Here is a 24,630-nt window from a genome sequence, read left to right on the forward strand (position 1 = left end):
GTTAATACTTGGTGGTTATAATTGCACAAAGTGTTGTTTTAGGTCAGAGTCATTATGTTAACTTATCAAGGTAAAGAAATAGTTCGATTTAAAGAAAAAACAGGTGGTAAAAATAAAAGTGATGTCGATGGTTTTTACAAAGACAGTGATGGCCGGAAATTTTTTATAAAAAAACCGGGCGACCCTCGTGAGCTATTCACGGAATTATTTGCAGGCTTGCTATTAAAAGAGTTCATGAAGCGAGGATTGATTGATGAAAGCTATTTTCCATCATTGATTTGCGCCGATGTCATTCAATTTGAAGACAAGTCCTATGGCCTGATACAGCCACTGGTTTCATTTGATGAATTACACAAAATCATTGGAACGAGCTACGGTGATGGCAGTGATCGTAATACGATAAAGGAAACCTTCTTTGGGCCAGGTTATTATGCTGGGATCACAAAACAAAATAAATATTTTGGCCTTTCTATGGCCCTTATGTTTTCTCTATTGCTGGGAGCCCATAGTGTACATAGTGGCAATATCGTTGTACTCAAAGGAGAAGGAGAAGAAAAAAGCAAACAATTTGGCCGAATCGATTGGGGAGATGCCTTCCGTTATTTCGCTCATCGAAACAATAATGATAATCTCCTTTATGCTTATGAAAACAGAGGTTGGTTTAATTATAAATCACTGACTAAAGATTATTTCCTGAACTATAAGAAGATCAATGGCCTCTTCCCTGCGATGGCTGAAAAAGCCCGGCAATTGCAATCCAAACTAAATCCTGAATTGCTTATTGAAATAGTAACTAGCGCACTCAAAAATATTCCAGCTGATCTGATAGAAGAAAAAACCAAAATCCAACTTGCTGCCTACATGTGTATGGATTCATTTAAAGAGGCAACATTTGGCCCAAAGGGTAATTGCAAAGATTTTGCCATTGCCATGGCCACATTATTAGAAAATCGTTTAGGAAAAATTGCCGTTCTTAAGGATATGTCACCATTGAGCAATCCGGAAGGGCTGTATCAAAGTATTATCGAATTAAAACCCTTGACGCTTCATATGCCCCCTTCGACCTCTTTTTCAGAAACCATAAATCAATGGGCAGAGCTCTTTAAAACTTTGGACATTGAAAAATTTTCGTTTGATAGCAATCCAATCAACTTACTGGAATTAGTCAAACAATTTAATCTTTACGTTGATGAACTAGCCATCACGTGTGAAGCAAATAATGTCTGGGCAAAAGAAAGGATAGACACAAGCACACATAATCTATTTACCCCCTACGATAATAGTGGTGGTGAAGCGATTCATGGACATGCCTTTGTTCCTTACTACAAGGAAAGTGTTGTATTGCGCCGCTTATTTTCAGTGGACCCTAATACTTTAAATTTATCTCGTTTTGCTGCTTTTGAAGGACCATGCCAACTCTATTGCAAGGAACATAAAGACTCTGCCTGGGTTAAAATCCAAACCTTACTGACTTTAGGTCATGGCATTATTAACACACTAAAAATAATCAAACAAGCTCAGGCATTCGGAATGGATGAAGCAGTGTCAGAGAATTTAAAGGCTTTGAAAGAACAATTCATTGCTTTTCAACTCGCAGAAATTGATTTAAAAGAATCACTAAAAACACCTTCTTTTGTGGAACCCTTGCCCAATAAAGAAAGTGAGTTTTTTTATCCCATTGATGAAAAAGCATTAGCTAGAATGAACGGATTTCAACTTGCAACGATTTGTCTGGAAGAGTTAAATAGCTCCCATCCGTCGCCTTTAATTGAAAGAATTCTCAGTAATAAAAAGTTTGTGAAACGTATTAACTCTGCTTTTGAAAGTGGCGTATTTAAAGGCCGCTCTGACGATCTCGCCGGTAAAATCGCTAAAATCCGTGAATGGCATCAATTATTACAGATTTCTGCTAAAAAAACTGCTAGGCAAATTGATGAGCTGCAAAAGATAGTCATTTCCCTTCAATCAAGAATAAAAAAACAAACGATTGAATTTGAGGAATTAGAAGCGACTTTAAGTAAAATAAAAGAAAAATATCAGATAATGGAGAAAATGGCTGAGCAAAGTGAACACGAGAAGTCCTCCGCTCAATCCATTATTCGCTCTCTGACTTCAGAACTTAATCAGCTTAAATTACAACTGCAAGAACAAGAAACATTACAGCTCCAGTTAAAAGAGCTCAAAGAGAAAATACAAGAACAAACGACTCTATCCAAGCGCTTAGGGGAGGAGTTACAACTGCAAAAGAAAAGCAACTTACACCAGGAAGAAACCATTCAAAGAATCACCAAAGAAAAATCATTGGCTGATTCTTCTCTTGAGTCGCTGCGAAAAGAACTGTATGAATTGACAAAAAAAGAAAACTCTCTTAATAAAACGCTGGAAGAAAAACAATTACAAGTACAACAGTTAGAAAAGCAATTGTCAGAGAAAGAAAAGGAAAATCTTACTCTGAAAAAGGCCATCAAACAAAGTCAGCATGAAAAATCTCTGGATAAGTCTACTATTGAGTCTCTGACCTCAGAGCTTAATCAGCTTAAATTAGAACTGCAAAAACAAGAAGCATTACAATTGCAGTTAAAATCTTTAAGAGAACAAATTCAAGAGCAAACATTACTTGCAGATGGATTGAAAGAAGAGCTACAAAAACAAAAGAAAAGCAATACAAACCATGAAGAAACCATTGAAAGGATCACTAAAGAAAAATCATTGGCCGTTTCTGCTCTTGAATCGCTTCGAAAAGAAATGCATGAATTAACTCGAAAAACCGAAGAAAATCAACTTAAATTGACAAAACAAGTTCATTCTCTTAGCGAGCAACTTGAAGGGAAACAATTACAAATCAGGGAATTTGAGAAGCAATTACAAGAAAAAGAAAAAAGAGTTGAGCAAAGTGAGCATGAGAAAACTTCTGCTAAACGAACCATAGCTTCTCTTAGGGAGCAAGTAAACAATTTAAAATTGCAATTACAACAACTGGAAGAAGTCATTCAGGAGAAAGAAAAAGGCTCCTCTTTGATAAGCCAGCAATCTAAACAAATTATGACCCTCCAAGAACACACAGAGGAACAAAAAAGACAATTAGAAGAATTGAAAGTAAAAATTCAGGAACTTCTATCTGAAAATCAAGAGATTGGAAAGCAAAAACACAGTTTGAGCAAGGAAAATTTACATAACAAAAATACAGTTGAAGATCTTAAGAAAAAATTGACTGAATTAAATATTCAATTGGAACAATTGCATCAATCTTCAAGTGAACAAGAACAAACCATTAGAAAATTGAGAGAAGAACTCATTAAAAAAGATTCTTCGCTTAAACAAAATGAGGAAATGCAATTAGCTCAAAAAAATCTGCAAGAGGAAATTGATCGTTTACAAAAAGAAATTAAAGAACAAAAATTAAATATAAATCAATTACAATCTGTCATTGCCCAGAGTAAGGAAGCTGAAAAACGCTATCAGGAAGCTTTACAACAGAAAAAAGGAATTTACTTTGCGCGAATGGAAAGAGTGTCCTCTATCTATTGGCAAATACAACAAATTGAACAAAAGGCTAATGAATTAGAAGAAAGAAAGGAAACAAAAGCATTTACAGCTGCAAAGACACTCGCAACACAACTTCGTTTAGAGATTAAAAATTATCTCGATAATAGTGAGTCAGACGAAAAAAGTGCCTTAAACTCATTCAAAATAAATGCCAAACGGCATATTGAAAACTCGAAGGAAACGCTAAATCAACATCGTGAAGAATGGAAGTACCTGTTAGCCAATGTCACTTTAGGGGTATTCTTGCTTGGAATCGGTTACCTCGCCGCTATTTTGATTAACAGAGCAACAACGGGCAATTACACCTTTTTCAGCCAAACCAATAGTGGGAAAAAATTGGACGAGTTGGAAAAAGCGATTTCTTCTACTCACTCCGAAACATTAGTTTATGGATAATCTTCTCTTTTTGGCATAGGGTGACTTAAATTCATCCTATGCCAAATAAATACATTTGAGCATAATAAACTGGATATAAGAACAAAGAATCTTTCCAATTGGCAAATCAGCCATTCTCTTTTACCGGGTTAAATCAAATTGTGCCAAGGGAAAATAATTACTTCCTTTTTTATCAGGCCTACTTTCAATTAAAAAAAATTTATCTATGGGAACTGGTGGAATGAGAGGAAATTTCATTTGCAATAACTGGTAAAGTTTCGAACTGAAATTCACGACTCTACCTACAGTCAAATGCCCTCTGAAAGGACGTTTTTCTACAGGATAATTTAAACCGTCTATCACCTGGCCTATCATTCGAGACAAATCCCTTAGCCTATCTTGAGGGCCTACAGATAAGGAAATAAGTCTTGGATTTTTGGGAGAAGGAAACCACTCCAAAAACCCCAACTCCAAATCAAATTGCTTTATATTATTAAGTTGATTACTTACTCTTTCAGTCAAGAACTGAATGTGTTCTGTTTCCAGTTTCTGTAAAAATTGCAAAGTGATATGCAAATGGATTGGTTTTGTCCACCTTATGGAGTGAACTGGTGCCATTTGCTTCAATGACTCCAGATTATTCCAGATATTGTCCTGGACCGATGGTGGTAGTGAAATAGCAAAAAAAGCACGTATCGCATTCATGATATTCATCGTCTATTGGAAAAATATTGGAATTCACAAAGCAAGCTTATAAAAAATAAGCTATTTTGCCAAATTAATCTTTAAGAACGCTGCTGTTTTCAACTTTTTGCTGCCTGTCAACAAATCCCACTATTTTTATGTCAAACATTGTTATTTTTTGAATAGATTAAATAAGTATAACCCACCCTACTATAATTGTAAGATAGAGGATAAAAGCAGGATCAATACCCATGCATGCCATGATAATGGAAAAGCCGGGATGTACATTGCAATATCAGGAAGTCAATAAACCAAATCCAAATGAAAATGAACTTTTAATTAAAGTATCGGCTTGTGGGATTTGTAGAACTGACCTGCATGTAGTCGATGGTGAATTGAAAAATCCCAAAATTCCACTTATTCCGGGCCACCAAATTGTAGGAACTGTTGAACAGATTGGTTCCTCTGTGAAGCAATTTGCGATTGGACAACGAGTTGGAGTCCCTTGGTTAGGCGGAAGTTGCGGGATCTGTAATTTTTGCACTTCTGGTCGGGAAAATTTATGTGATCAAGCCTGCTTTACCGGATATCAAATAGATGGAGGCTTCGCTGAGTTCTGTGTGGCAAATTACCATTTTTGCTTCCCTATTCCCGAGGGGTACCCGGATCATCAGGCAGCACCATTATTTTGTGCTGGTTTAATTGGATATCGTGCCATGTTAAAAGCTGGTAATGTGGATCATTTAGGTCTATATGGATTTGGAGCAGCAGCACATATATTGATTCAAGTAGCTTGCCAAAAAGGAATAAAAGTTTATGCGTTTACAAGCCCAGGTGATCAGGAATCTCAAAAATTTGCATACCGATTAGGCGCAGTCTGGGCTGGAGATTCCACGCAATCACCACCTCATCCTCTTGATGCAGCAATAATTTTTGCACCTGTTGGTGCATTAGTACCCCTGGCTCTTCGCCATACTGTGAAAGGAGGTATTGTTGTTTGTGCTGGTATCCATATGTCAAATATTCCCAGTTTTCCTTATGAAATACTGTGGGGTGAACGCACTGTTTGTTCAATTGCCAACCTGACTCGCAAAGATGGGGAAGAATTTCTATCCCTCGCTCCTACAATTCCAGTTAAGACAGAAGTTCTAACCTATCCTCTTATTGAAGTTAATCGAGCTCTGGATGATTTAAGGCATGGCAGGTATAGAGGAGCTGGGGTTATTGTTATGAAATAAAGCTATAATTATCAAAAGCGATTACAACAAACTAAAATCATTGGGGGAATGTTTGATTGATTGTAAGGAATATTCAAATCATGAACACTCTAATGACCAATCTTGAACACCCTGTCCAAATTCCAAGTGGCCATTATTTTCTTAATGGCTTGCTCTATATTCCTGAGAATGCTCAAGGGATAGTATTGTTTGTTCACGGCAGTGGAAGCAGTCGATTTAGTGTCCGCAACCAATTTGTTGCGCAATATTTGAATCAAGCCTGTCTGGCTACCTTATTATTTGATTTATTAACCCCAGATGAAGAAAACATCGATAATTACACGCGTGAATATCGCTTTAATATCCCCCTGCTTGCATCACGCCTCGTAGAAGCAACTCACTGGTGTCTTAATGAGCTTCAATCCTTCCACTTGCAAATTGGTTATTTTGGTGCAAGCACAGGAGGAGGGGCTGCCCTGGTTGCAGCGGCTCAAGTACCAGATAAAATCAAAGCGATCGTATCCCGAGGAGGACGTCCTGATTTGGCAAGAACGTATTTATCATCGGTTAACGCTCCTACCCTGTTGATTGTAGGCGAATGTGATGAAGTAGTAATTGAATTAAACCGACAAGCCCTAGCAAAACTAAACTGTAATAAACTATTAAAAATAGTCCCTGGTGCAACTCATTTATTTGAAGAACCCGGCACTTTGAAGGAAGTGGCTCGCCTCGCTCAAAATTGGTTTAAGCAATATTTAACCCTACCAAATAAAGACAAAAACAATTAAATTCAATCATTGTGAAATAATTTTATAATAATTGAAAATCATTTGCTCAGATACTATATTTACATTGATAAGCTGGTGAATATTACTTTAGGTGTTATTAACAACTAACTGATACGTCAAATTATGGAATAAGGAGGTGACATCATGGGCAGCTTAAGAAAACATCAACCAGGTAAAACAACTGATCTTCTGATGAGTCCATTTTTAAGACTTCAGCAAGAGGTCAATCATGCTATGAGTGATTTTTATAATTTATTTGACCCTCAAAGAAGTGCCAATCTTGAGCAATTCGAGCATATTTCTCTTACTCCGTCTTTGGATATCGTTGAAGATAAAGATAATTTCAAAATAGAAGTAGAAATGCCTGGTCTGGGTGAAGAAGATATTAAAGTATCTTTTTGTGAAAACAGATTAACCATTGAAGGAGAAAAAACAACTTCTAAAAAAGATGAAAATAAAAGTTATATCAGTCGTGAAATTAGTTATGGGCGATATGAACGCACCATTTCCTTACCGCTATCTGCGGATGTGGATAAAGCAACAGCCTCTTTCAAAAAGGGTATGTTATGGATAACAATACCTAAAAAAACCGAAGCGAAGAAAAATGTAAAAACAATTAAAATTGAAAAAGCAAAATAATTAATCCAGTCAGGGTCAGGCTCCAAAGCGATGGAGTCAGCCCCCTTGTTACTTCTTGACTTTATTTTCCCAAAAAGTAGTTAATAACATAAGAATAATACCTATGAGAGCGCCTATCGCTGCCCCAATACCCGGTTCTTTTAAACTTCCTATAGCGGCACCTAAAATAATTCCAAAGGATATTTCAATACTAATCCATAATGAGCTTATTAATACTTCGTGTATTTTATTGCGAGAAACTGTTTTAGGTAAATGAGGTTTTCTGTAAACATGAAAGGTGGTAACCAGGCCAGTAATCGCCCCGCCAAAAACAGCCCCTATAACCACTCCAATAATAGCCCTGGCAACCATATTGAGATCAAAAATACCTATATTAAAACCAAATAACTGGTTAGGGCATTCCATACATATTTTAAACGCGCGACCAATGAATCCACCGGAAAATAGTCAGGAAGCACCGCCACTCACCCCTCCCAAAAGTGCCCCGATAAACCACTGCAATGTAGACATTAGGATTATATATGATGTTCTTTATTGTCTTAATAATACTCATATTCAAATGATATTCTTTAGTAAATTGGTTTATAACAAATAGCTTATCTCATGTTTCTTTTATGTCACAAGCTGTATCAAATGCTGAACGCTGACTGGAATTTATTATTGTAAAATTTGAATAAAACAATAAATTGACAATGCTGTGCAAAGCTCAAATTAAAAATTAGTTTCATTGATCCAAATTCCTTTTATGATAATTTAATTGAAACAACCCATCGATTGCTCAAATTACTATGAAATTTCCTTTTCAAATAATCGAATTAACACACCCTGTTTCACCTGATTCTCCTGGCTGGGATCTGGATTGTAGATTTACTCACAGTAATTTTCTTGATTATGAAGAATGTACAACGGAGATAAAATTCAGAGTTCAACAAATACACTCACCATTGGGGATTGGAACTCATATGGATGCTCCAGCTCATTGTATTCCAGGAGCTGCCTCTATTACTGATCTTGATCTGCACTCTAATTATCTGCTCACACAAAGTGTGCTGATTAATGTCAGTCATCAGGCGGATGAACATTATCAGATTTGCACACAGGATATCCTGGATTTCGAAGCAAGATATAGGAAATTAAAAAAAAATGAGTTTGTGCTTTTTTATACCGGGTGGGAGAAACATTGGTCTAATCCTAACAAATATCGCAATAATTTGATTTTTCCGAGTATTAGCGCTCACGCAGCCCAACTATTGCTTGAAAGAAATATTGCTGGCATTGGTATAGACACGCTTTCTCCCGATACTGCAGACTCAGGTTATCCTGTGCATCAACTGTTATTACAAGCAGGTAAATACATTATTGAAAACGTTGCCAATGCGAATTGCATGCCACCCGTTGGAGCCTGGACTCTTGCCCTACCATGGAAAATAATCAATGCTACTGAATCACCAGTCCAATTGATCGGACTGGTGCGATAATTTATAGTTGATTGATTATTCAGTAGGTCTGCTTCCTTTTAATTAACCCTTATATTGAAAAATTGCCAGGGGTCAGATGAGTCCACTTCTTCAGGATAGAGCTCCCCTCTATTTTTTAAAGGGGTCCAATCCGTGTAATAACCACCGACTTTTCCAAGATACGGTTTGGCAATATCAATAATATATTGATGATCAATTTCCTCTGGTTCTACGATACCCTCATCAGGATGCTCTATTGCCCAGATTATTCCAGAAATCATGCTGGCGACAACTTGTAAACTGGTTGCATTATTATAGGGAGCAATTTGCCTTGCTTCCTGGATAGAAAGGGTTGAACCATACCAATATGCCCCTCTTTTATTACCCATCAACAACACACCCAATTCATCACACCCATCAATGATCTCGTTTAAAATCAGGCGATTCTTGTTTTGTGGTTTCCATTCATTACTTTTTAATTCAAAAATAGAAAGCCTGGCATCCGGACAAGGATTATAGGCATAGTGAACTGTTGGCCTATACAATAATTCTGATCCATTTTTTAATGTTAAAAAATTGGTAAGTGAAATAGTTTCTGCATGAGTAATTAAAAATCCGTGAAAAGCGCCCAATGTTGGAGTCCATGAACGAACCATTACACTAGCGCTGGGGCGAGACAGATAGATCGCACATTGAGGTCCATTACTATGAGAATAAGCATCATGTGGCCAATGAGCTTCATGACTACCCCACCCGATTTCAGCAGGTTGCAGCCCCTCCAAAATCAGACCGTTAGCAGACCAGGTATTAACGAATTCATCTGGTGATTTTGGAGGGTAAGTTACTTGAGAGTCTTGTTCTGCAACGTGAATTACTTTAATTCCCAAAATCATTGCGAGATTAGCCCATTCTGATGCTTTTTGAGGCCTGTCAATGGTAAGGCCATTATCCTTTGCAATATTCAACAAGGCCTCTTTAATAAAATGGGAAACAAGCCCCGGATTGGCTCCGTGAGTAATTAAAGCTGTTTTTTGGGTGTTATCCTTTAAGCGAAGTACTTCTTCTCGCAAAGAATAATTGGTTCGACGGTTAAGGGCCAGCTTCTCCATGACAAATTCTTCTTTCCATGGCTCAGTTGCTGCATTGATATACAATGCCCCTTTTTGATTACAGAGTGTGATCAAAGCAAGACTTGATATGCCGATTGACACATCAATTAAAAAATCGTTTTCTCCCAGAGCACTACCAATCACCTCAAGATAATTATCAGGAGTAATCTGTTGTAACTTGAATGAAACTCCATATTTTTGGGCAACCTCAATTCTTGCCCGTTCATCGGCAATGATTGTCACTTGTGATGGTTTGATATCAAATCTATCAAAGATTAAAGGCATTAACGCCTGACCAACGCAACCAAATCCCAATAAGACAAAACGATTTTTAAATAAAATTTTTTTTGTATTATGATTCTTATCCATGATGAATCCTTAACTTCCTGACCCAGTTTAATCCGAACTTTCAATATTCAACAACTTTTCAAGAATGATCATACCCAACAAACACCAAAAACTTTCATCTGGCATACTAATATTGTAGTAGCTATGTTGAATTCAGACAGCCTATTGAGCAAAAAATTAGAGATATCAATTCCCTGGTTGATTTTTACTTACAGGACTTACATGATCTTTAATAAATCCATTAAAATGGAAATTAGAGTTTTACTGGAAAACCAAATGATCCATATTGCGCTTTATCAACCAGAAATTCCACCAAATACTGGTAATATCATTCGACTCTGTGCCAATAGCGGAGCACAATTGCATTTGATTCACCCATTAGGCTTTACTTTGGAAAATAAGCAAATGCGACGAGCCGGTCTTGATTATCATCAATGGGCTTCAATATTGCATTATGAGAATTGGCAAACCTTCCTGCAGTCTCATTCGCAACGACGGTTATTTTGCTCTAGCGCAAAAGGAAAAGTGATGTATAGTGACATCGATTATAAGGAAGATGACATGGTATTATTTGGCCCGGAATCTTGTGGCTTACCTCAAGAAATCCTGAACCAATACTCAACCATACGGATTCCCATGAGAGAAAATAATCGTAGTCTCAATTTATCAAATGCTGTAGCAATCATATTGTACGAAGCATGGAGACAAATGGATTTCAGCATGTAAGCATTAACGTGATAATGCATCTGACAGCGACGACCGTGATGAAAGAGACAGGTTATGCAAGCAGTAGTCTATTATAAACGGGACCTATACCCCCCCAAGATGGAAGCAAAAGTGTTTTTAATGCGGGAGTTTATATAAACTAACTGACTGAATTAAAGATATTTTTTAACAAAGAGATTGGAAGGATTCGTAGGTCCTGATAAAGATGAAACTCCAGCATCCTCCATCACTTCCTCATAAATTAATACCAGTGCGGCACCTTGATGAACTTCCAGACTAATTTCTGATTTTTGTGTTCGATTGAAACAGGAATTTTTCCCGGGAAAAGAAAGAGAGGAGCGCTTTAGCTCCCATTTCAGACCATCAGAAGAAAGGACAACTTCTGGAATCCCTATTAAGGAGATTTTAGTCTGGAAAGGTAAAGTGAAATTAACCTTCAATTTTTCCTTGACAACAAAACCTTTGATTGGAGGTGAATACAAAAGACAGTTTGTTTCCATAAAAATATTGATGTTATTCAGAATATGATCCAGGTACCCTCCATTTATCCCTACAACGATAGCCGGCAATAGATCATTAGTTTTTAAATAATCCATAGCCTTTTGATAATCCGTACTCCCTTGGTCTGGTAAATGAAGAAAAGAATGGTTCTCCAACAAAGCAGGCTGGATAGAGTCCAAATCTCCAGTAATTAAATCAGGGAAGATACCCTGGTTACATAACACATTAGCGGCACCATCAGCAGCAATGACCGGCAGCCTTTTATTATGAAAAAAGGAAGGGGCGGGCAAATCACCATTAAGACATAAAATAGAACGATAGTCTTTAAAATTAATTACATCGAGCATCATAACGTCTTTTTAATAAAATCATCAGAAGACTTACTATCAAACCCACAACATTGGAGCTTGTTACAAAAAATGAGTTTGTGCTGCTTCCATAAATGATCCAAGCCAGCGAACAAATGAGATAATTCACTAACATCATCATGGAAAGGTCTTGAGTTGATTTGGTTTTTAAGGATTTAACGATTTGCGGTAAAAGTCCAATAAACGAGGTAATAAAAGCAACTATTCCAGAAAAAATAACAATTGACACATTTTCCTCCGCTCAGATTAATGAGATCAGGTTCAAAGGGTTGGGCAATCCTCTCAGCCAACTAATCAATTGGCACCCCTAATGTTGGATACTTAATTTTATCACGAAATGAACAGACCGCAATTTAATCGCTATAAAATAACTCTTTATAATTGAAATGATATTGAAAATTACAAAACAATCCTTTCTTTTATCATCGATTTATGATTAATTAATAATCCTTTAGTTCAAAAAAAAAAAAGGAATTCACCCCCTGCGCAACTCTCAAATTGGTATTTTGGCAATATTTCATACAGCATCTGGAGGCATTACTATGACAATAGAACTTATTCGAAATGGAGAAACAGATACCAATAATTATGAGGAACACCTCGATTCTTTGGGATATGAAGGATTAGAAAAATCCTTGAAAGAAGATGCCAAGTCGATATGCCAATTCTTTTGTAATGAAGAGCTGGTTTTACAAGGTCTAAAAAAACTGGTGACGCAATATTATCAATTTAATCAACCTGAGAAAAAAACATTAATGCAATTTTTTGATGACTGGGGAAGTAAAAATCATTTTAACCAGGGAACCAAATCAAATGAACAGATACCTTTTGAAACCAGTCACAATTTTCATTACCCTAATCACACTCCAGTTTTATGTGGTGAATTAACTGCTGATTTATTTAATAATGTCCTTCTAAAACAGGGTTATTTATCTGCCGATATTGGAGCAGGGCCAAAGCATGGCAAATGGGCACACTCGATTCAATTTTTTCTTTTGGAAGAAGCAAGAAAGGCCGGACAATTAAAACTTCATGCCAATAACCTCTGCGAATTTATTAAAACAATCTCACAAATTCACGGGCAATACGAATCATTGAGTTTATGGAGTATACTTTTTGATTCATTTGACGAAACCTTTACCTGCCCTAATATAATTACTCAAACTTTGACATCACCATGGGATAATTCGAAAGAGGCTCTATTTTTGGCTGACAAATTAAACCATTTCCAAAAAAAATTTGAAAAAGCCGCATCTACTGAAAATAATTACAATGCCTATGGGAATAAAAAGTATCTGAGCAAAATTGATAAAGCAAACTACGTTAAATACAAGGACAAATGCGCATTACTGTGGTTTTCACCTCAAGATAAAAAAACCATTCCAAAGCCTTCCTGCCAAGAAGAATTGAAGTTTAACGAATTAAGCATATTATAAGCGGATATCACTTTTTATCAGTAAATTTAGAATGTATTATCTAAGTCATCCCTAGATTGAATAGCAACTTTATTAAAATTAATTCAGTTTATATAAACTCCCTCATTAAAAACATTTTTTGCCTTGACCTTGGAGTTTTGCGCAAGTCCTATTATATTTAATAGTATAATATTTAATCTATTTTGGATTAAATAAACCAGGGAAAACGAGATCATGAGCAAATTCCTCGTATTTATTGGATCAATATTATTTTTTTCTTCCGTTTTAGCAGGAGATATCCCGGAAGTAGACATAGAAGATCAACAATCTGATCAGGAACTCTGCGCTCAAAAATTTTATAATCAATGCATCGCCAAGTGCGAAAAAACAAATTATGGTGATTGTACTCAAGCCTGTGAAGAAAATGCTAAAAATCAATGTCTTTACGCAGGTGAATAAGTATGACATACATTGAGGCAATTAGATTAGATTAGATTAGATTAGATTAGATTAGATTCTATAGATTTTGATAGTGAACACATTAACTCATTAAAAATAAACTATATTTCGTCATTTCATGTTATAAATAAAACATTGCATATGGAATTTTAAAATGCTCCATAATAAAAAAATTAACAAACTCGCTGTCTTTTGTGGATCTCGCACAGGTTATTCCGAAGTCTATAAACAATCGGCTGAAAACCTGGCCGATGTTCTAAGCAATAGTGATATTACCCTGGTTTATGGTGGCTCAAAAAGCGGTTTGATGGGAATAATAGCGAATCGCATGTTAAAAAATGGTTCGAAAGTTATTGGAATTATACCAAAATCTCTGGTTGACACAGAAAAAGCGCACGATGACTTAACGGAATTACATATTGTTAATTCAATGTATGAAAGAAAAGTATTGATGTGCAAATTTTCTGATGGTTTCATTCTACTACCGGGAGGCTCTGGTTCTCTTGATGAGTTTTTTGAAATGTTTACTTTGGTTCAATTGGGATACCATAAAAAACCTTGCTGTATACTTAATGCTTCAGGTTATTATGATTATCTTTTGCAATTTTTAGACCATGCAGTTAACCAAGGTTTTTTACCCCCAAATCATAGAGACATGATTATTATTGACCAATCACCAGATACATTAATTGACAATTTATTTGAAGTAATCAATAACCGCAAGTAAGAGTTTAGGAAAATTAATAACATAACAAGGAGTTAACCAATGCCCAAAAAACTGCTTATAATTACTTTCTTATTAAATATGACATGGTACCCAAGCCATTTTGCCTATGCCTCATCAGAGGAAATACCCATACTTGGGAAAACGATGACCCAGGCAAAACAGCAACAAATGACTCCCAAGCAGGCATTGCAACGTTTAAAAGATGGCAATCAACGCTTCTTGAGCAATAAACCTTTAGCACGAGATTATCTACAACAAGCCAAGCAATCAGCTTATGGTCAATATCCTTTTGCGGTCATCTTGAATTGCATGGACTCGCGCAGTGTTCCCGAATTCTTTTTTGATCAAGGATTGGCAGACCTATTTACCTTACGCGTTGCGGGTAATGTTCTCAACGATGACATTTTAGGAAGTATGGAATTTGCAACAAAAGTAGTGGGGGCACGTTTGGTAGTTGTCTTGGCTCATACTTCCTGCGGTGCTGTTGCAGGGGCGTGTAAGGATGTCAAATTGGGGCACTTGACTGATGTTATCAATAAAATCCAACCTGTTGTAAAACCAAGCATGGAAAGCACGGGCATTGATAATTGCTCGGATCCCAAACTGATTGATGACATGGCTAAAGCGAATGCTTTGCATGTTGTGAAAAATATTTTAGAACAAAGCCCAATTTTAAATGAATTAGTCAAGAATAAACAAATTGGGATTATAGCGGGCCTTCATGATATTAAAACAGGGAAGGTGACTTTTTTTGAAGAAAAACGTTCTGTTCCTGAGTAAAGCAAGTTGGCAGTTGCCAACTTGCTTTAATATTTCCTTTCAAAAGCAAGCCGAATTTGGTTACAATCGTATAATTTTTTTGTGAATGATTCTTATATGCCTAAATCACATAATTCCATTATATTCCTTGGTTTGCTTTCTGCATTTTCTTTGCTTACGTTTGATCTTTATCAACCATCACTGCCTTTCATAACGAATTATTTTAATATCACCCCAAGTATGGGGCAATTAACCTTAAGTATTTATTTGTTAGTCTATGGTATGACTCATCTCTTATGGGGGCCACTTATAGACCATTTTGGACGCCGACGCCTACTCCCTGGAAATCTTTTATTAGCCTTAATTGGCAGTTTAATGTGTGCTTTTGCGCTAAATATCACCATGCTGATTTGTGGTCGTGCCATACAAGGATTCGCCTTGTGCTGTGCCAATCTCATTGCCTATTCTGCAGCACGTGATTTTGAAGACACGATTGTTCGTGCCAAAGTGCTGTCCTATATTTCCATGACCGTTTCCGTTTCACCGATTGTTGCTCCTGTAATTGGTGCTCTTATCTTTCATCATTTTGGCTGGCAAGCTAATTTTATAGTAATGGCAGTTGTATCCTGTATTCTATTGATACAAACCAAACTCTCCTTATTAGAATCCCCTTTCTGGACACCTCCCCAAGAGCAGTTCTCGGTAAAAAAAATACTCAATGAGTATAAATCCATACTCAATATACCTTCTCTATGGTGCGCGTCATTTATTTTAATGTTTGGTATATCTGCTGTCATGCTCACTGTAATCAACTCCTCTTACCTCATTATCGAGGTACTCAATTACTCTCCTCTTGCCTATGGACTTATTTTTATTCTGAATGGTTTAAATATTATTTTTGGAAACTATCTGGGTATTTGGCTTCGTGACCGATTACCCATTATAACCACCATCTATTTGGGGAACTGGTTCATTATTCTTGGTGGCACAGCGATGTTGATTACTTCCAAATTATTTGGATTTAGTCTGTTAGCATTGTCATTTTCATTAATTGCTAACTTGGGAATTAGTGTCAGTGCTGCTCCAACGATATCCATCGCTCTGACGGACTTTAAGCAAAATGCAGGCATAGTTATGGCTTTTATGAACACCATACGTTTAATTGGCCCATCTCTTTTAACTATTCTAACCGGCTATTTGTTGATAAGGAATCTTGACGCTCTTCCACTGGGATTAATAGGTTCAGGAATTGGAGCCCTCTTTTTCTCATGGCATTTTAGCCGATTGACTACTGAATCGAGAAACTCGGATATGGATAGCAAAGAGGCGGTGACCTAACAGTCTGTTAACGCCTCCATATTGGATATAAAATTTTTTACATAATTCTCTTGAAACACAGAGCTGCACATTGGTTCTGTGAAGGTAAAACAAAGCATGAGTTGATCATTAAGAGTAAGAACATTGAGTAAAACAGGTATGTCTGCATTTTGTCGGGATGTACAAAAATAACTTTTTTCCCATTTCAAATGACCATATTCAGTATTAAAAGGTAACAAACCAATATTGGTTACGGTCACCCCCATTGAAAAGCGATCCCTATGACCTTCCCATAATGACAAGGCATCAAGAATATCCTGCTTACTGTGATGAACTGGAAATATAGCATCACCAGGCAATCGCTCTTGTTTTAACTGATGATCGTAATCTCTGGCAAGCTCTAAAATACCTGATTCTATACTTACTTGTTTATGATACGTAGTTACCACAGATACATAACAACCAAAATAGTCTTCTGGAATCACAGGTTCACACCACTTCCTTAAATTAACCGGGGTGTGCAATGTTGTATCTAAAGGTTGATCGAGAACTTTTGTTAATGTCATTAAGGACAGCGCATTAATTAATGCATTCAGAGAAAAGTTGTGATTTTTACTGAAAGCCAGAAGCGCTCCAGTTTGTTTCACTGTAACAGGGTAATAATGATTTTTTGTAATTCGTTCGCCAGGAGGGACATAATTTTGGTAATAAATCGGAGTAGGCAAAAATGCAGGAGGCAGAGAAGATTTTTGCCCTTTTTTGTGTTGCACCAGCTCCTCAACAGGGGGATAGAGAGGGAATGATGGCTTTGAATCACTTTTCTGGTAAATTCTAAAGAGAGTATCGAAAAAATAGGCTACCGAGACGCCATCTCCAATATTATGCCCTGCGATTAACAGGATTTCATGAGAATTACCGTGTTGGTTATGGATAAGAACTGTTCGCCATTGATAATCTTGATTGCGGGGAGGTCGATTTAATTCTAATTCAATCACCTCTTTCCAGACAGAATTTGAAGTCCTGTTTATGATTTGAAATGGTAAATAAACAGTATCACCTTCCTCTATATTAAATTGACACTGTTTATTGCTTTTGATCACTTTAGCTCTAAGCAATGGCTGTTGGATTTGTAATAACCTGAGCGCATTGGTTAAACGATCCAAATCCAAATCAGAAACAGTGATTTTCGCAACAGCAGCGATTAAACCATTCCCATGATCTTTATCATTTCCCCATTGACATAACTCTTCCCAATAACCTAGTTTTCTGGATCCTGGTTTCATAGACTTTTTCCCAACGCCCTAGTCATGATTCTGGAAAGTCCTTTTTACAGAAAGCAATTTCCATAGCAAAAATGGTCAATAAATCATTATAACTCTTTTATTTTTAATGAAAATATAGAGCCGACTAATAATCATGCTGAACAATCCTTAAGATCCGCTGTCATTTGGAGAAAAACATTTTAGAACTCGATAAGATTATGGTCCTGACTTCGTTGCCAGAACCATTACTCTTATTAGTTCTTGCCGATTATGAGCTAAAAGTGCTTTTAAAGTACTTTTTTAGATTTTAACTTATTATTTTTCTGAGCAAAAATCTTTGATTTTTGCTAATCACGAGACCTATTACTCTTTAAGTTGTATATAGACAGCAATAAACTGTCTTTGTAATTCAGGAGCTGCTTTATGTGGTCTAGCTTTGTGCTTTTTGTAACTAAATCCATTACGATACTTTGTTGAATATAAAGATCTTTAAGACAAAAAATAGTGAATATAAACAAAATTATAAATAATAAAAGGGCCAGGAAAATAAAAGCAAATGGTCATAACTCCATTCCACCACAATCAATGTTTTTTTCTACCCAGCCATCTTAATGATTTACCGCTAACGATATATTCTTCGATATATTCAAGACTTAAATTTTTGGTTTCTGGCATGAAAATAAAAGTATAAATAAGCCCCAAAAAGCAAATACAAGCATAAATCAAAAAAGTATACTCAAGTCCCACAGCACTAAACAAAACAGGAAAAGTGAAAACAACGATACCATTAAAACCCCAATTACTAATAGAGGACAATCCCATGCCAGCGCCTCTGACATATAAGGGAAAAATTTCGGACATTGCAATATAGGGAATGGGCCCAAGGCTAATAGCAAACGAGAAAATATAAAGAGTAAGACAAGTGACGGACAAATAAGCTAACCAGGCAACTTGATAGTAAGAAAAAATTCCTATAGCAGCCAAACTGATACTGGTTCCAGTAAAACCCAGTAATAACAAATTTCTTCTTCCTATTTTATCAACATAAAACACAGCAAGAATAGTAACTAGCATATTGACAAGGCCTATACCCATAGTTGCCAGAATCTGGCCATGGGTAGAGGAAAATCCCAAGTTTTTGAAAATTTCCGGGGCATAATAAATTATCACGTTGATACCACTTAACTGTTGCAAGCAAAAAAGAATTACTCCTAAAGACAGTGCTGGTAGTAAGGGTTTTTTAAATAATAATTGCCAGTTTTTTTGTTCTGGTTCCTGGTCTAAGGCCGCTTGAATATCATGCAACTCATCAGCAACCCCAACGTCTCCTCGCAACTTATCTAACGCCTCTTTAGCTTCTTTGCGTCTTCCTTCATTCAGAAGCCAGCGTGGTGACTCCGGCATAAACGAAATACCAATCACGAGGATCAATGCGGGAATAATGCTGGAAGCAAACATCACTCTCCAGGAGCCATAATCAATCAATAAATAATTCACACCGTAGGAACAGACAATTCCTATTGTAATCGCCAATTGATAGATAGCAACCATCGCCCCTCTTAAATGAGTTGGTGCCGTTTCAGATAAATATAAAGGCGTAGTCACTGCCGCAACACCGATAGCAATGCCCAAAATAAAACGTGATAACACTAAGATTGATGCATTAAAAGAAAATGCAGCCCCTAAAGCACCAATCAGAAATAGAATTCCAGCAAAAATAAGACAAGGTTTGCGTCCAAAATGCCTGACAAGACGTGAAGCCAGAACAGAACCAATCAACATTGCTCCAAATAAGGCGCCAAATGGGAGAGCTGAAGTCATCATACCTACGCTAGTATGAGACATATGAAAATAATGTTTAATTAACTCAAGAGAACCAGCAATAATACCTTCGTCATAGCCGAATAAAAAACCAGCTAGTGACCCTATTATTGCTACCAACCAAGCCATATTCGTTATCCTTAACTGCCAGCCATTGAATTTGAGCGTTTTTCGGCCTATAAATTGATTAATCTATACTATAATAAATTTATAGTAATTGCATACGATTTACCAATGAATAAGCCAATAACAGGTGAGATAATGGCAGAAATGCTTGGTCAATTAGTCACTAAGCATTATTATGGCAAAGAAATAATACCCTTAATTTCTGAACTTGCCTCTTTTATTGCCCAGAATGAGCAGTTACAACAAACACTGGAAGAAATAGCTGATAAAAATGATTTTCTATCTGAACATCAATTGCACTGGTCTGAATTAAACCCCGATGAACAGCAAATAATTAATTCCTTTTTTGATTATCTATATTTTACTTCACCACAATTTCTAAAGGATTTAGCTTGAATACCAAGACATACGATTGTTGTGTTGTGGGCACTGGAGCAGCAGGAGGAATTCTTGCTCACAGACTGGCAACCGCAGGCCTTAATGTCATTTCTGTCGAACAAGGGGGTGAACTTCAAACGGATTACTTTAGTGAAAAAAATCCACCTGGCATTAAAAAATGGTATGGAATAAAACCAAAAACTACATTTCCTCCTAAGGTAGCAGATGCTTTATTTATTCATGAACTGTTTGCTGACTACCATACTCGATCAAGCAGTCAGCAATCTGAGGCAACTTTTCGTCAATTTCAAATTTATGCATTGAATGGCTTGCAAAATCTATGGAATGCTGTCTCTGTTCGCTTTAGTGAAACTGATTTGTCTACTTGGCCTATCCGTTATCAGGATTTAGCACCACATTACAGTGCAATTGAGAAAAGGATTAGTGTTTGTGGTACACAAGAAGGTCTGACTGAACTGCCAGATGGGGAGTATATCCCCCCCAAACCCTTAAGACCAGCCGATTATCTTGTCATTAAAGCCGTAAAACGTTTAGGATGGCCAAATTGCCATGCTATTCCAAATCGAAAAGCCATTGAAACAAGAATGGATAAACCGAATCATTGCATGAGTACAGGCATTTGCACTTTTGGCTGTGCCGCTGGCGCTGTTTATAAATTTTCTGCACGGCTTTTACCATTAATCCGTGATTTACCTAATTATACCTTGTTGCTCAACGCTAAAGTTATTCGTCTAATAGGAAATCCGAAAACCAATCAAATTCAATCGTTAGAATATCTTTGCCTTCTATCAAATAAGAGAAAAACGATTCGCTCCCGTTTTTTTATCCTCAGTGCAGGAGCAATAGAAACCCCGCGGATTTTATTGAATTCACATGATACTCACTTTCAACAAGGTCTGGCTAATCAAAATGGCACATTAGGTTGGTATTTACAAGATAATCCTAAAGTAGTCCAAGCGACGTCACTTTATAAATTATGGTTCAGCAAAAAACCCTCTGATATAGGGTATGGTGATTTGCTAATTTTACTTGGTAAAGCCAACTTACCCAACAGCGAACCTTTTCGTTTCATTGGCCATTCCATTTCAGCACCACCAGATGTTCCTTACTATCTGGCAGACATAGGTTGGATCCCTAGACCTATAAAACCATTTATAGTCAAAGCCATATTTAATTCCTTTGTAACCCTGGGACTTTTTTGCGAAGGCGATATAATGGCTTCGAACCGAATCGAACTATCCAAGACATTGGATGATTATGGGATTCCTCAAGTAGACATTCATTACACCAGCTCAGAAACCACTCTTGCTCGTATGAAAAAAATGGCCGAGTTTGGGCGTAAAATATTGCGACGCGCTTCCGCAACTCGTATCGTGGAGGATTTCAGTAATGATGGCACGGGTATACACTATGCAGGGACATGTCGTATGGGTATTAATGAGAAAGAATCCATAGTGGATGCCAACCTCAAAACTTTTGCCCATAACAATTTATATCTTTGTGATGGCGGGGTAATTCCTCATTTACCGGATAAGCACTTGACATTAACTATTATGGCACTGGCCGACCGGTTAGCCACACATCTTATTAATGAACTTCAGACACGAGAGCAATGACATGAGTGAGGATAAACCTGTTCGTAACAAAGCATTGCCTTGGGAATTCCCCGGAGCGCTCTGGATTGATGAGGAAGAACAACGTTTGGTTGATGACGTGATAAAAGCTCATAGTCCTTTTCGTTATTATGGGCCTGATTTGCAAAATATGGTTGATAAGCTGGAAGCCAAATTTTGTCAGAAAATTGGCATTGAATACGCTCTGGGCGTTAATTCTGGAACAGCTGCTTTACATATCGGAATGGCTGCTTTTGGCGTAGGTCCAGGAGATGAAGTTTTAGTTCCAGGTTATCTGTGGGTCAGTTGTCTTTCTGCGATTGTAAGACTCGGGGCTATCCCTGTTTTAGTCGATATTGATCAGACTTTTTGTATGGATCCAAATGATTTAGAACGTAAAATTAGCCCTCGCTCCAAAGCAATTATGTGTGTTCATATGAGTGGCGCATCAGGATACATTAATAAAATCGCAGCCATTGCTGAAAAAAATAATCTCTATCTGTTGGAAGACTGCGCGCAAGCAGCGGGAGGTTATTATAATGGGAAACCTCTTGGTAGTTTCGGTGATCTGGCCATTTTCAGTTTTCAGTTAAACAAAAACATGACGAGTGGAGAAGGAGGAATGATAGTTTGCAAGAAAAAATCCCTCTATCAACGTTGTTTTGCAATCCATGATCTTGGTTATCCGCGTAATGAATCCGGGCGCCTGAATACTTCAAATGAAGAATTTCAACTTTGGGGCATTGGTTCTAGAATGTCTGAATTAACGGCTGCTTTTGCCTTAGCGCAATTAGGAAAACTAGATAAAATTACAGAGTCAATGCGGAGCTCAAAGTGGCGAATTCGTGAAGCCCTAAGCGGAATAAATGGATTAACCTTTCGCAAAATACCAGATCCTCAAGGTGATACTGGTCCCTTTCTTATTAGCATTTATCCTGATAAGGAGTCATGTCGAGCGTTTACTCAGGAATTGCATAACCTGGGTATAAAAGGCCAACCAGGCGGTTTAGCGTGCATTACCATGCGCGAATGGGGTTTGCACTGGTATTTTAACAATATTAGTCTGGTGAAGAAGAAATCACTTTGCCAGGATGGATTTCCCTGGAGTCACCCCAAAAATAAATTTGCTCAGAAAATTCATTATGAGCATGGTACATTGCCAATTTGTGACGAATTGCATGATAAAGCAGCTCTGTTAACTATTGCATCTCGTTTGACAATTGAAGATTGCGAACAAATCGTCTCTGCATTTAAAATAGCGGCAAAACGAGTACTAAAATGAACCCCGCTTTATCAACAACATGGCGTACATACGGTATCCTTACAATAGCTATCTGTTCAGGACTCCTTGTAGGTTATGTGACAGCAGTGATTGCTGGCGCGCTACCCTTAATCAATAAAGCACTTTATCTGAATACTTGGCATCAAGGTTTACTGGTTGCGATTATTTTGGTCGGGGGGGTTTGTGGGTCGTTTTTATGCAACAAAATTATCTTCTCATTAGGACATAAAAAAACATTAATGCTGGTAGCTATAACCTTTATAATTGGTTCAATTTGGAGTGCGCTGTCAGCCAATTTTTGGTCGCTTATCAGCGCAAGGTTTTTTATAGGATTAGCAGTGGGGACAACAACAGTCATTAGCCCCATGTATATAGCTGAAACATCACCCGATCATTCTCGCGGATTTTTAGTGGCTAGTGTTCAATTAGCCATCACCATCGGTATATTACTGGCCTACATCAGTAATTATTACTTTGCGCCAACTCAAAATTGGGAAATGATGTTCGGAATCGGCGTATTGCCTGCTATTTTGTTGTTGATGATTGTTCCTTTGCAATTGGAAAGCCCTCGCTGGCTATTCCTTAAAAGGCGAATAGATGAAGCAAAAATCGTTTTTTTTAAGTTGCATGGCTTCCACTGGACAGAGCTCGATACCATTCAACCAGAATCAGGATCTGATAGTCGTTTTAAAACACTTTTTCATCCCTTTGTTTTTCCTGTCGTATTATTCACTTCCGGATTATTTTTCTTCCAAAATTTAAGCGGTATCGATGCTATTTTGTACTACGCCCCTACTATTTTTACTCAATCCGGTTTTACCAGTCTTCAAAGTGGTCTTGGAGTTACCATTCTCATTGGCATTATTAATAGTCTCGCTACGCTTTTATCAATGTGGCTTATTGACCATTTAGGACGAAGACCAATTGCTATTTTTGGTCTCCTATTCATGACTTTAAGTCTTATTGGATTTAGTATATTTCAACCCTATGTGGACACCTATTTGGTGCTGAGGTGGTTAACAGTGTTGATGTTATTAATATTTGTTGCTTCTTTTGCAGTGAGTATGGGACCCATCCCCTATGTTCTTATGACGGAACTTTTCCCTATCCACCTGAGGACTCTTGGCATGGGGATAGCTTCCGCTACGGCATGGGGAATTAATGCATTGGTGACGTTTGCCTATCCTTTGCTGACTGAATATATAGGGATAAGCAAATTATTTCTTGTTTTTGCCCTGGTTTGTGCAGTAACCTGGGGAATTTGTGTATTGTTTTGCCCTGAAACCAAGAATCAAACACTTGAAGCAATTGAAAAGAGACTACATGCAGGAGTTAAATTAAGAAAGCTTGGTGAGTAACTTAAAAATACCCTGTATTAAATTAATATATTCTACTGTTACTAACTCTGCGATGAAATCTTGCAATAATGAATAGAAATAAATCATTGTATAACGGCGCCATACTCAAATACACAAATTTCTCACAATGATATTTCCATAATTTTTCTATTTCTAAATGATTTCCTGTATGGGAACCACTTCTTAATAATAAGTTTATTTTTGATCAAAATACTTGGTTTTTGACCCATGGCTTGGGTAAGAAAAGTAAATATTAATGCTCTAAATTGTAATAATTGTATTTTTTAAGTTCTATTTATGCAATTTAGACAAAAAAATTCATAATTTTATCAAC

Annotated in this window: 22 protein-coding genes and 1 riboswitch; of the genes, 15 read left to right on the top strand and 7 right to left on the bottom strand. The window is 37.0% G+C overall.

Translation table 11 applies throughout. From position 1 onward, the window contains the following. Nucleotides 1–54: 54 nt before the first annotated feature. Nucleotides 55–3,942 carry a LepB GTPase-activating domain-containing protein gene (locus EL201_RS12650; RefSeq protein WP_027222594.1) on the top strand — a complete coding sequence of 1,296 codons (3,888 nt, stop codon included), beginning with the start codon at nucleotides 55–57 and terminating at the stop codon, nucleotides 3,940–3,942. Between the two features lie 120 nt (nucleotides 3,943–4,062). Here the strand turns inward: EL201_RS12650 and thpR are convergent, their stop codons facing one another. Beyond that, nucleotides 4,063–4,626, bottom strand: coding sequence for an RNA 2',3'-cyclic phosphodiesterase (gene thpR / locus EL201_RS12655; RefSeq protein WP_027222595.1), 564 nt, complete (start codon nucleotides 4,624–4,626; stop codon nucleotides 4,063–4,065). Between the two features lie 230 nt (nucleotides 4,627–4,856). Between thpR and EL201_RS12660 the strand changes: the two genes are divergently transcribed. The 3 genes from EL201_RS12660 (at nucleotide 4,857) to EL201_RS12670 (ending at nucleotide 7,249) form a co-directional block, all read left to right on the top strand. Further along, the gene (locus tag EL201_RS12660) at nucleotides 4,857–5,843 is read left to right on the top strand and encodes a zinc-dependent alcohol dehydrogenase family protein (protein ID WP_027222596.1); all 987 of its coding nucleotides are present in this window, start codon (nucleotides 4,857–4,859) and stop codon (nucleotides 5,841–5,843) included. An 80-nt stretch (nucleotides 5,844–5,923) separates the two neighbouring features. Then, complete coding sequence (locus EL201_RS12665; RefSeq protein ID WP_027222597.1) at nucleotides 5,924–6,610, top strand: dienelactone hydrolase family protein; 687 nt, start codon at nucleotides 5,924–5,926, stop codon at nucleotides 6,608–6,610. A gap of 144 nt (nucleotides 6,611–6,754) precedes the next feature. Beyond that, complete coding sequence (locus tag EL201_RS12670; RefSeq protein WP_027222598.1) at nucleotides 6,755–7,249, top strand: Hsp20/alpha crystallin family protein; 495 nt, start codon at nucleotides 6,755–6,757, stop codon at nucleotides 7,247–7,249. 48 nt (nucleotides 7,250–7,297) lie between these two features. Here EL201_RS12670 and EL201_RS12675 read toward each other — a convergent pair whose 3' ends face one another. After that, nucleotides 7,298–7,654, bottom strand: coding sequence for a hypothetical protein (locus EL201_RS12675; RefSeq protein ID WP_231955072.1), 357 nt, complete (start codon nucleotides 7,652–7,654; stop codon nucleotides 7,298–7,300). Nucleotides 7,655–8,037: 383 nt separating this feature from the next. Here EL201_RS12675 and EL201_RS12680 point away from each other — a divergent pair, with 383 nt between their 5' ends. Next, the gene (locus tag EL201_RS12680) at nucleotides 8,038–8,727 is read left to right on the top strand and encodes a cyclase family protein (protein WP_027222599.1); all 690 of its coding nucleotides are present in this window, start codon (nucleotides 8,038–8,040) and stop codon (nucleotides 8,725–8,727) included. A 38-nt stretch (nucleotides 8,728–8,765) separates the two neighbouring features. On the opposite strand, the gene EL201_RS12685 is transcribed toward EL201_RS12680, so the two are convergent. Further along, nucleotides 8,766–10,184, bottom strand: coding sequence for a homospermidine synthase (locus EL201_RS12685; RefSeq protein WP_050598292.1), 1,419 nt, complete (start codon nucleotides 10,182–10,184; stop codon nucleotides 8,766–8,768). Between the two features lie 255 nt (nucleotides 10,185–10,439). On the opposite strand from EL201_RS12685, the gene EL201_RS12690 reads away from it, so the two are divergent. Beyond that, nucleotides 10,440–10,889, top strand: coding sequence for a tRNA (cytidine(34)-2'-O)-methyltransferase (locus EL201_RS12690; protein ID WP_027222601.1), 450 nt, complete (start codon nucleotides 10,440–10,442; stop codon nucleotides 10,887–10,889). Between the two features lie 152 nt (nucleotides 10,890–11,041). Here EL201_RS12690 and EL201_RS12695 read toward each other — a convergent pair whose 3' ends face one another. Both EL201_RS12695 and EL201_RS12700 read right to left on the bottom strand, forming a co-directional pair. After that, entirely contained in the window at nucleotides 11,042–11,737 is a 696-nt protein-coding gene (locus EL201_RS12695; RefSeq protein WP_050598293.1) for a thiamine diphosphokinase, read from the bottom strand. Further along, nucleotides 11,721–11,987: a SemiSWEET family sugar transporter gene (locus tag EL201_RS12700; RefSeq protein WP_027222602.1), complete on the bottom strand. Its 267-nt coding sequence runs from the start codon at nucleotides 11,985–11,987 to the stop codon at nucleotides 11,721–11,723. The genes EL201_RS12695 and EL201_RS12700 overlap by 17 nt, the downstream gene beginning before the upstream one ends. Beyond that, nucleotides 11,974–12,077, bottom strand: a riboswitch (TPP riboswitch). Its footprint overlaps the gene before it by 14 nt. A gap of 187 nt (nucleotides 12,078–12,264) precedes the next feature. Between EL201_RS12700 and EL201_RS12705 the strand changes: the two genes are divergently transcribed. The 5 genes from EL201_RS12705 to EL201_RS12730 all read left to right on the top strand — a co-directional run bounded on the left by EL201_RS12705 (nucleotide 12,265) and on the right by EL201_RS12730 (nucleotide 16,456). Further along, a complete protein-coding gene (locus tag EL201_RS12705; protein ID WP_080273129.1) occupies nucleotides 12,265–13,194 on the top strand; it encodes a LirA/MavJ family T4SS effector in 930 nt (309 codons plus the stop codon). 213 nt (nucleotides 13,195–13,407) lie between these two features. Continuing rightward, nucleotides 13,408–13,632 (top strand): hypothetical protein, encoded by a 225-nt coding sequence (locus tag EL201_RS12715; RefSeq protein ID WP_027222605.1) that lies wholly within the window; start codon nucleotides 13,408–13,410, stop codon nucleotides 13,630–13,632. A gap of 154 nt (nucleotides 13,633–13,786) precedes the next feature. Beyond that, complete coding sequence (locus tag EL201_RS12720; protein WP_027222606.1) at nucleotides 13,787–14,359, top strand: LOG family protein; 573 nt, start codon at nucleotides 13,787–13,789, stop codon at nucleotides 14,357–14,359. A 39-nt stretch (nucleotides 14,360–14,398) separates the two neighbouring features. Next, nucleotides 14,399–15,139: a carbonic anhydrase gene (locus tag EL201_RS12725; RefSeq protein ID WP_027222607.1), complete on the top strand. Its 741-nt coding sequence runs from the start codon at nucleotides 14,399–14,401 to the stop codon at nucleotides 15,137–15,139. Between the two features lie 96 nt (nucleotides 15,140–15,235). Continuing rightward, nucleotides 15,236–16,456 (top strand): MFS transporter, encoded by a 1,221-nt coding sequence (locus EL201_RS12730; RefSeq protein ID WP_027222608.1) that lies wholly within the window; start codon nucleotides 15,236–15,238, stop codon nucleotides 16,454–16,456. On the opposite strand, the gene EL201_RS12735 is transcribed toward EL201_RS12730, so the two are convergent. Further along, complete coding sequence (locus tag EL201_RS12735; RefSeq protein WP_027222609.1) at nucleotides 16,453–17,718, bottom strand: phthiocerol/phthiodiolone dimycocerosyl transferase family protein; 1,266 nt, start codon at nucleotides 17,716–17,718, stop codon at nucleotides 16,453–16,455. The genes EL201_RS12730 and EL201_RS12735 overlap by 4 nt on opposite strands. A gap of 561 nt (nucleotides 17,719–18,279) precedes the next feature. Continuing rightward, nucleotides 18,280–19,647, bottom strand: coding sequence for a sugar porter family MFS transporter (locus EL201_RS12745; RefSeq protein ID WP_027222610.1), 1,368 nt, complete (start codon nucleotides 19,645–19,647; stop codon nucleotides 18,280–18,282). 105 nt (nucleotides 19,648–19,752) lie between these two features. On the opposite strand from EL201_RS12745, the gene EL201_RS12750 reads away from it, so the two are divergent. The 4 genes from EL201_RS12750 to EL201_RS12765 are packed head-to-tail and all read left to right on the top strand — an operon-like array spanning nucleotide 19,753 to nucleotide 24,296. Next, the gene (locus tag EL201_RS12750; protein WP_126299551.1) at nucleotides 19,753–20,040 is read left to right on the top strand and encodes a hypothetical protein; all 288 of its coding nucleotides are present in this window, start codon (nucleotides 19,753–19,755) and stop codon (nucleotides 20,038–20,040) included. After that, nucleotides 20,037–21,659: a GMC oxidoreductase gene (locus tag EL201_RS12755; RefSeq protein WP_027222612.1), complete on the top strand. Its 1,623-nt coding sequence runs from the start codon at nucleotides 20,037–20,039 to the stop codon at nucleotides 21,657–21,659. The genes EL201_RS12750 and EL201_RS12755 overlap by 4 nt, the downstream gene beginning before the upstream one ends. Nucleotide 21,660: 1 nt before the next feature. Further along, nucleotides 21,661–22,938, top strand: coding sequence for a DegT/DnrJ/EryC1/StrS family aminotransferase (locus tag EL201_RS12760; RefSeq protein ID WP_050598294.1), 1,278 nt, complete (start codon nucleotides 21,661–21,663; stop codon nucleotides 22,936–22,938). Further along, on the top strand, nucleotides 22,935–24,296 hold the full coding sequence (locus EL201_RS12765) for a sugar porter family MFS transporter (protein ID WP_050598295.1): 1,362 nt from the start codon (nucleotides 22,935–22,937) through the stop codon (nucleotides 24,294–24,296). The genes EL201_RS12760 and EL201_RS12765 overlap by 4 nt, the downstream gene beginning before the upstream one ends. The last annotated feature ends 334 nt before the right edge of the window (nucleotides 24,297–24,630 follow it).

It is taken from the genome of Legionella pneumophila subsp. pascullei (genome assembly GCF_900637585.1).
Classification (GTDB): Bacteria; Pseudomonadota; Gammaproteobacteria; order Legionellales; family Legionellaceae; genus Legionella; species Legionella pascullei.

What these genes read in the sequence shown, in the direction of transcription:
- EL201_RS12650 (WP_027222594.1), top strand. Translation starts at nt 55, where the DNA reads ATGTTAACTTATCAAGGTAAAGAAATAGTTCGATTTAAAGAAAAAACA.
- thpR (WP_027222595.1), bottom strand. Translation starts at nt 4,626, where the DNA reads ATGAATGCGATACGTGCTTTTTTTGCTATTTCACTACCACCATCGGTC.
- EL201_RS12660 (WP_027222596.1), top strand. Translation starts at nt 4,857, where the DNA reads ATGCATGCCATGATAATGGAAAAGCCGGGATGTACATTGCAATATCAG.
- EL201_RS12665 (WP_027222597.1), top strand. Translation starts at nt 5,924, where the DNA reads ATGAACACTCTAATGACCAATCTTGAACACCCTGTCCAAATTCCAAGT.
- EL201_RS12670 (WP_027222598.1), top strand. Translation starts at nt 6,755, where the DNA reads ATGGGCAGCTTAAGAAAACATCAACCAGGTAAAACAACTGATCTTCTG.
- EL201_RS12675 (WP_231955072.1), bottom strand. Translation starts at nt 7,654, where the DNA reads ATGGAATGCCCTAACCAGTTATTTGGTTTTAATATAGGTATTTTTGAT.
- EL201_RS12680 (WP_027222599.1), top strand. Translation starts at nt 8,038, where the DNA reads ATGAAATTTCCTTTTCAAATAATCGAATTAACACACCCTGTTTCACCT.
- EL201_RS12685 (WP_050598292.1), bottom strand. Translation starts at nt 10,184, where the DNA reads ATGGATAAGAATCATAATACAAAAAAAATTTTATTTAAAAATCGTTTT.
- EL201_RS12690 (WP_027222601.1), top strand. Translation starts at nt 10,440, where the DNA reads ATGATCCATATTGCGCTTTATCAACCAGAAATTCCACCAAATACTGGT.
- EL201_RS12695 (WP_050598293.1), bottom strand. Translation starts at nt 11,737, where the DNA reads ATGCTCGATGTAATTAATTTTAAAGACTATCGTTCTATTTTATGTCTT.
- EL201_RS12715 (WP_027222605.1), top strand. Translation starts at nt 13,408, where the DNA reads ATGAGCAAATTCCTCGTATTTATTGGATCAATATTATTTTTTTCTTCC.
- EL201_RS12720 (WP_027222606.1), top strand. Translation starts at nt 13,787, where the DNA reads ATGCTCCATAATAAAAAAATTAACAAACTCGCTGTCTTTTGTGGATCT.
- EL201_RS12725 (WP_027222607.1), top strand. Translation starts at nt 14,399, where the DNA reads ATGCCCAAAAAACTGCTTATAATTACTTTCTTATTAAATATGACATGG.
- EL201_RS12730 (WP_027222608.1), top strand. Translation starts at nt 15,236, where the DNA reads ATGCCTAAATCACATAATTCCATTATATTCCTTGGTTTGCTTTCTGCA.
- EL201_RS12735 (WP_027222609.1), bottom strand. Translation starts at nt 17,718, where the DNA reads ATGAAACCAGGATCCAGAAAACTAGGTTATTGGGAAGAGTTATGTCAA.
- EL201_RS12745 (WP_027222610.1), bottom strand. Translation starts at nt 19,647, where the DNA reads ATGGCTTGGTTGGTAGCAATAATAGGGTCACTAGCTGGTTTTTTATTC.
- EL201_RS12750 (WP_126299551.1), top strand. Translation starts at nt 19,753, where the DNA reads ATGAATAAGCCAATAACAGGTGAGATAATGGCAGAAATGCTTGGTCAA.
- EL201_RS12760 (WP_050598294.1), top strand. Translation starts at nt 21,661, where the DNA reads ATGAGTGAGGATAAACCTGTTCGTAACAAAGCATTGCCTTGGGAATTC.
- EL201_RS12765 (WP_050598295.1), top strand. Translation starts at nt 22,935, where the DNA reads ATGAACCCCGCTTTATCAACAACATGGCGTACATACGGTATCCTTACA.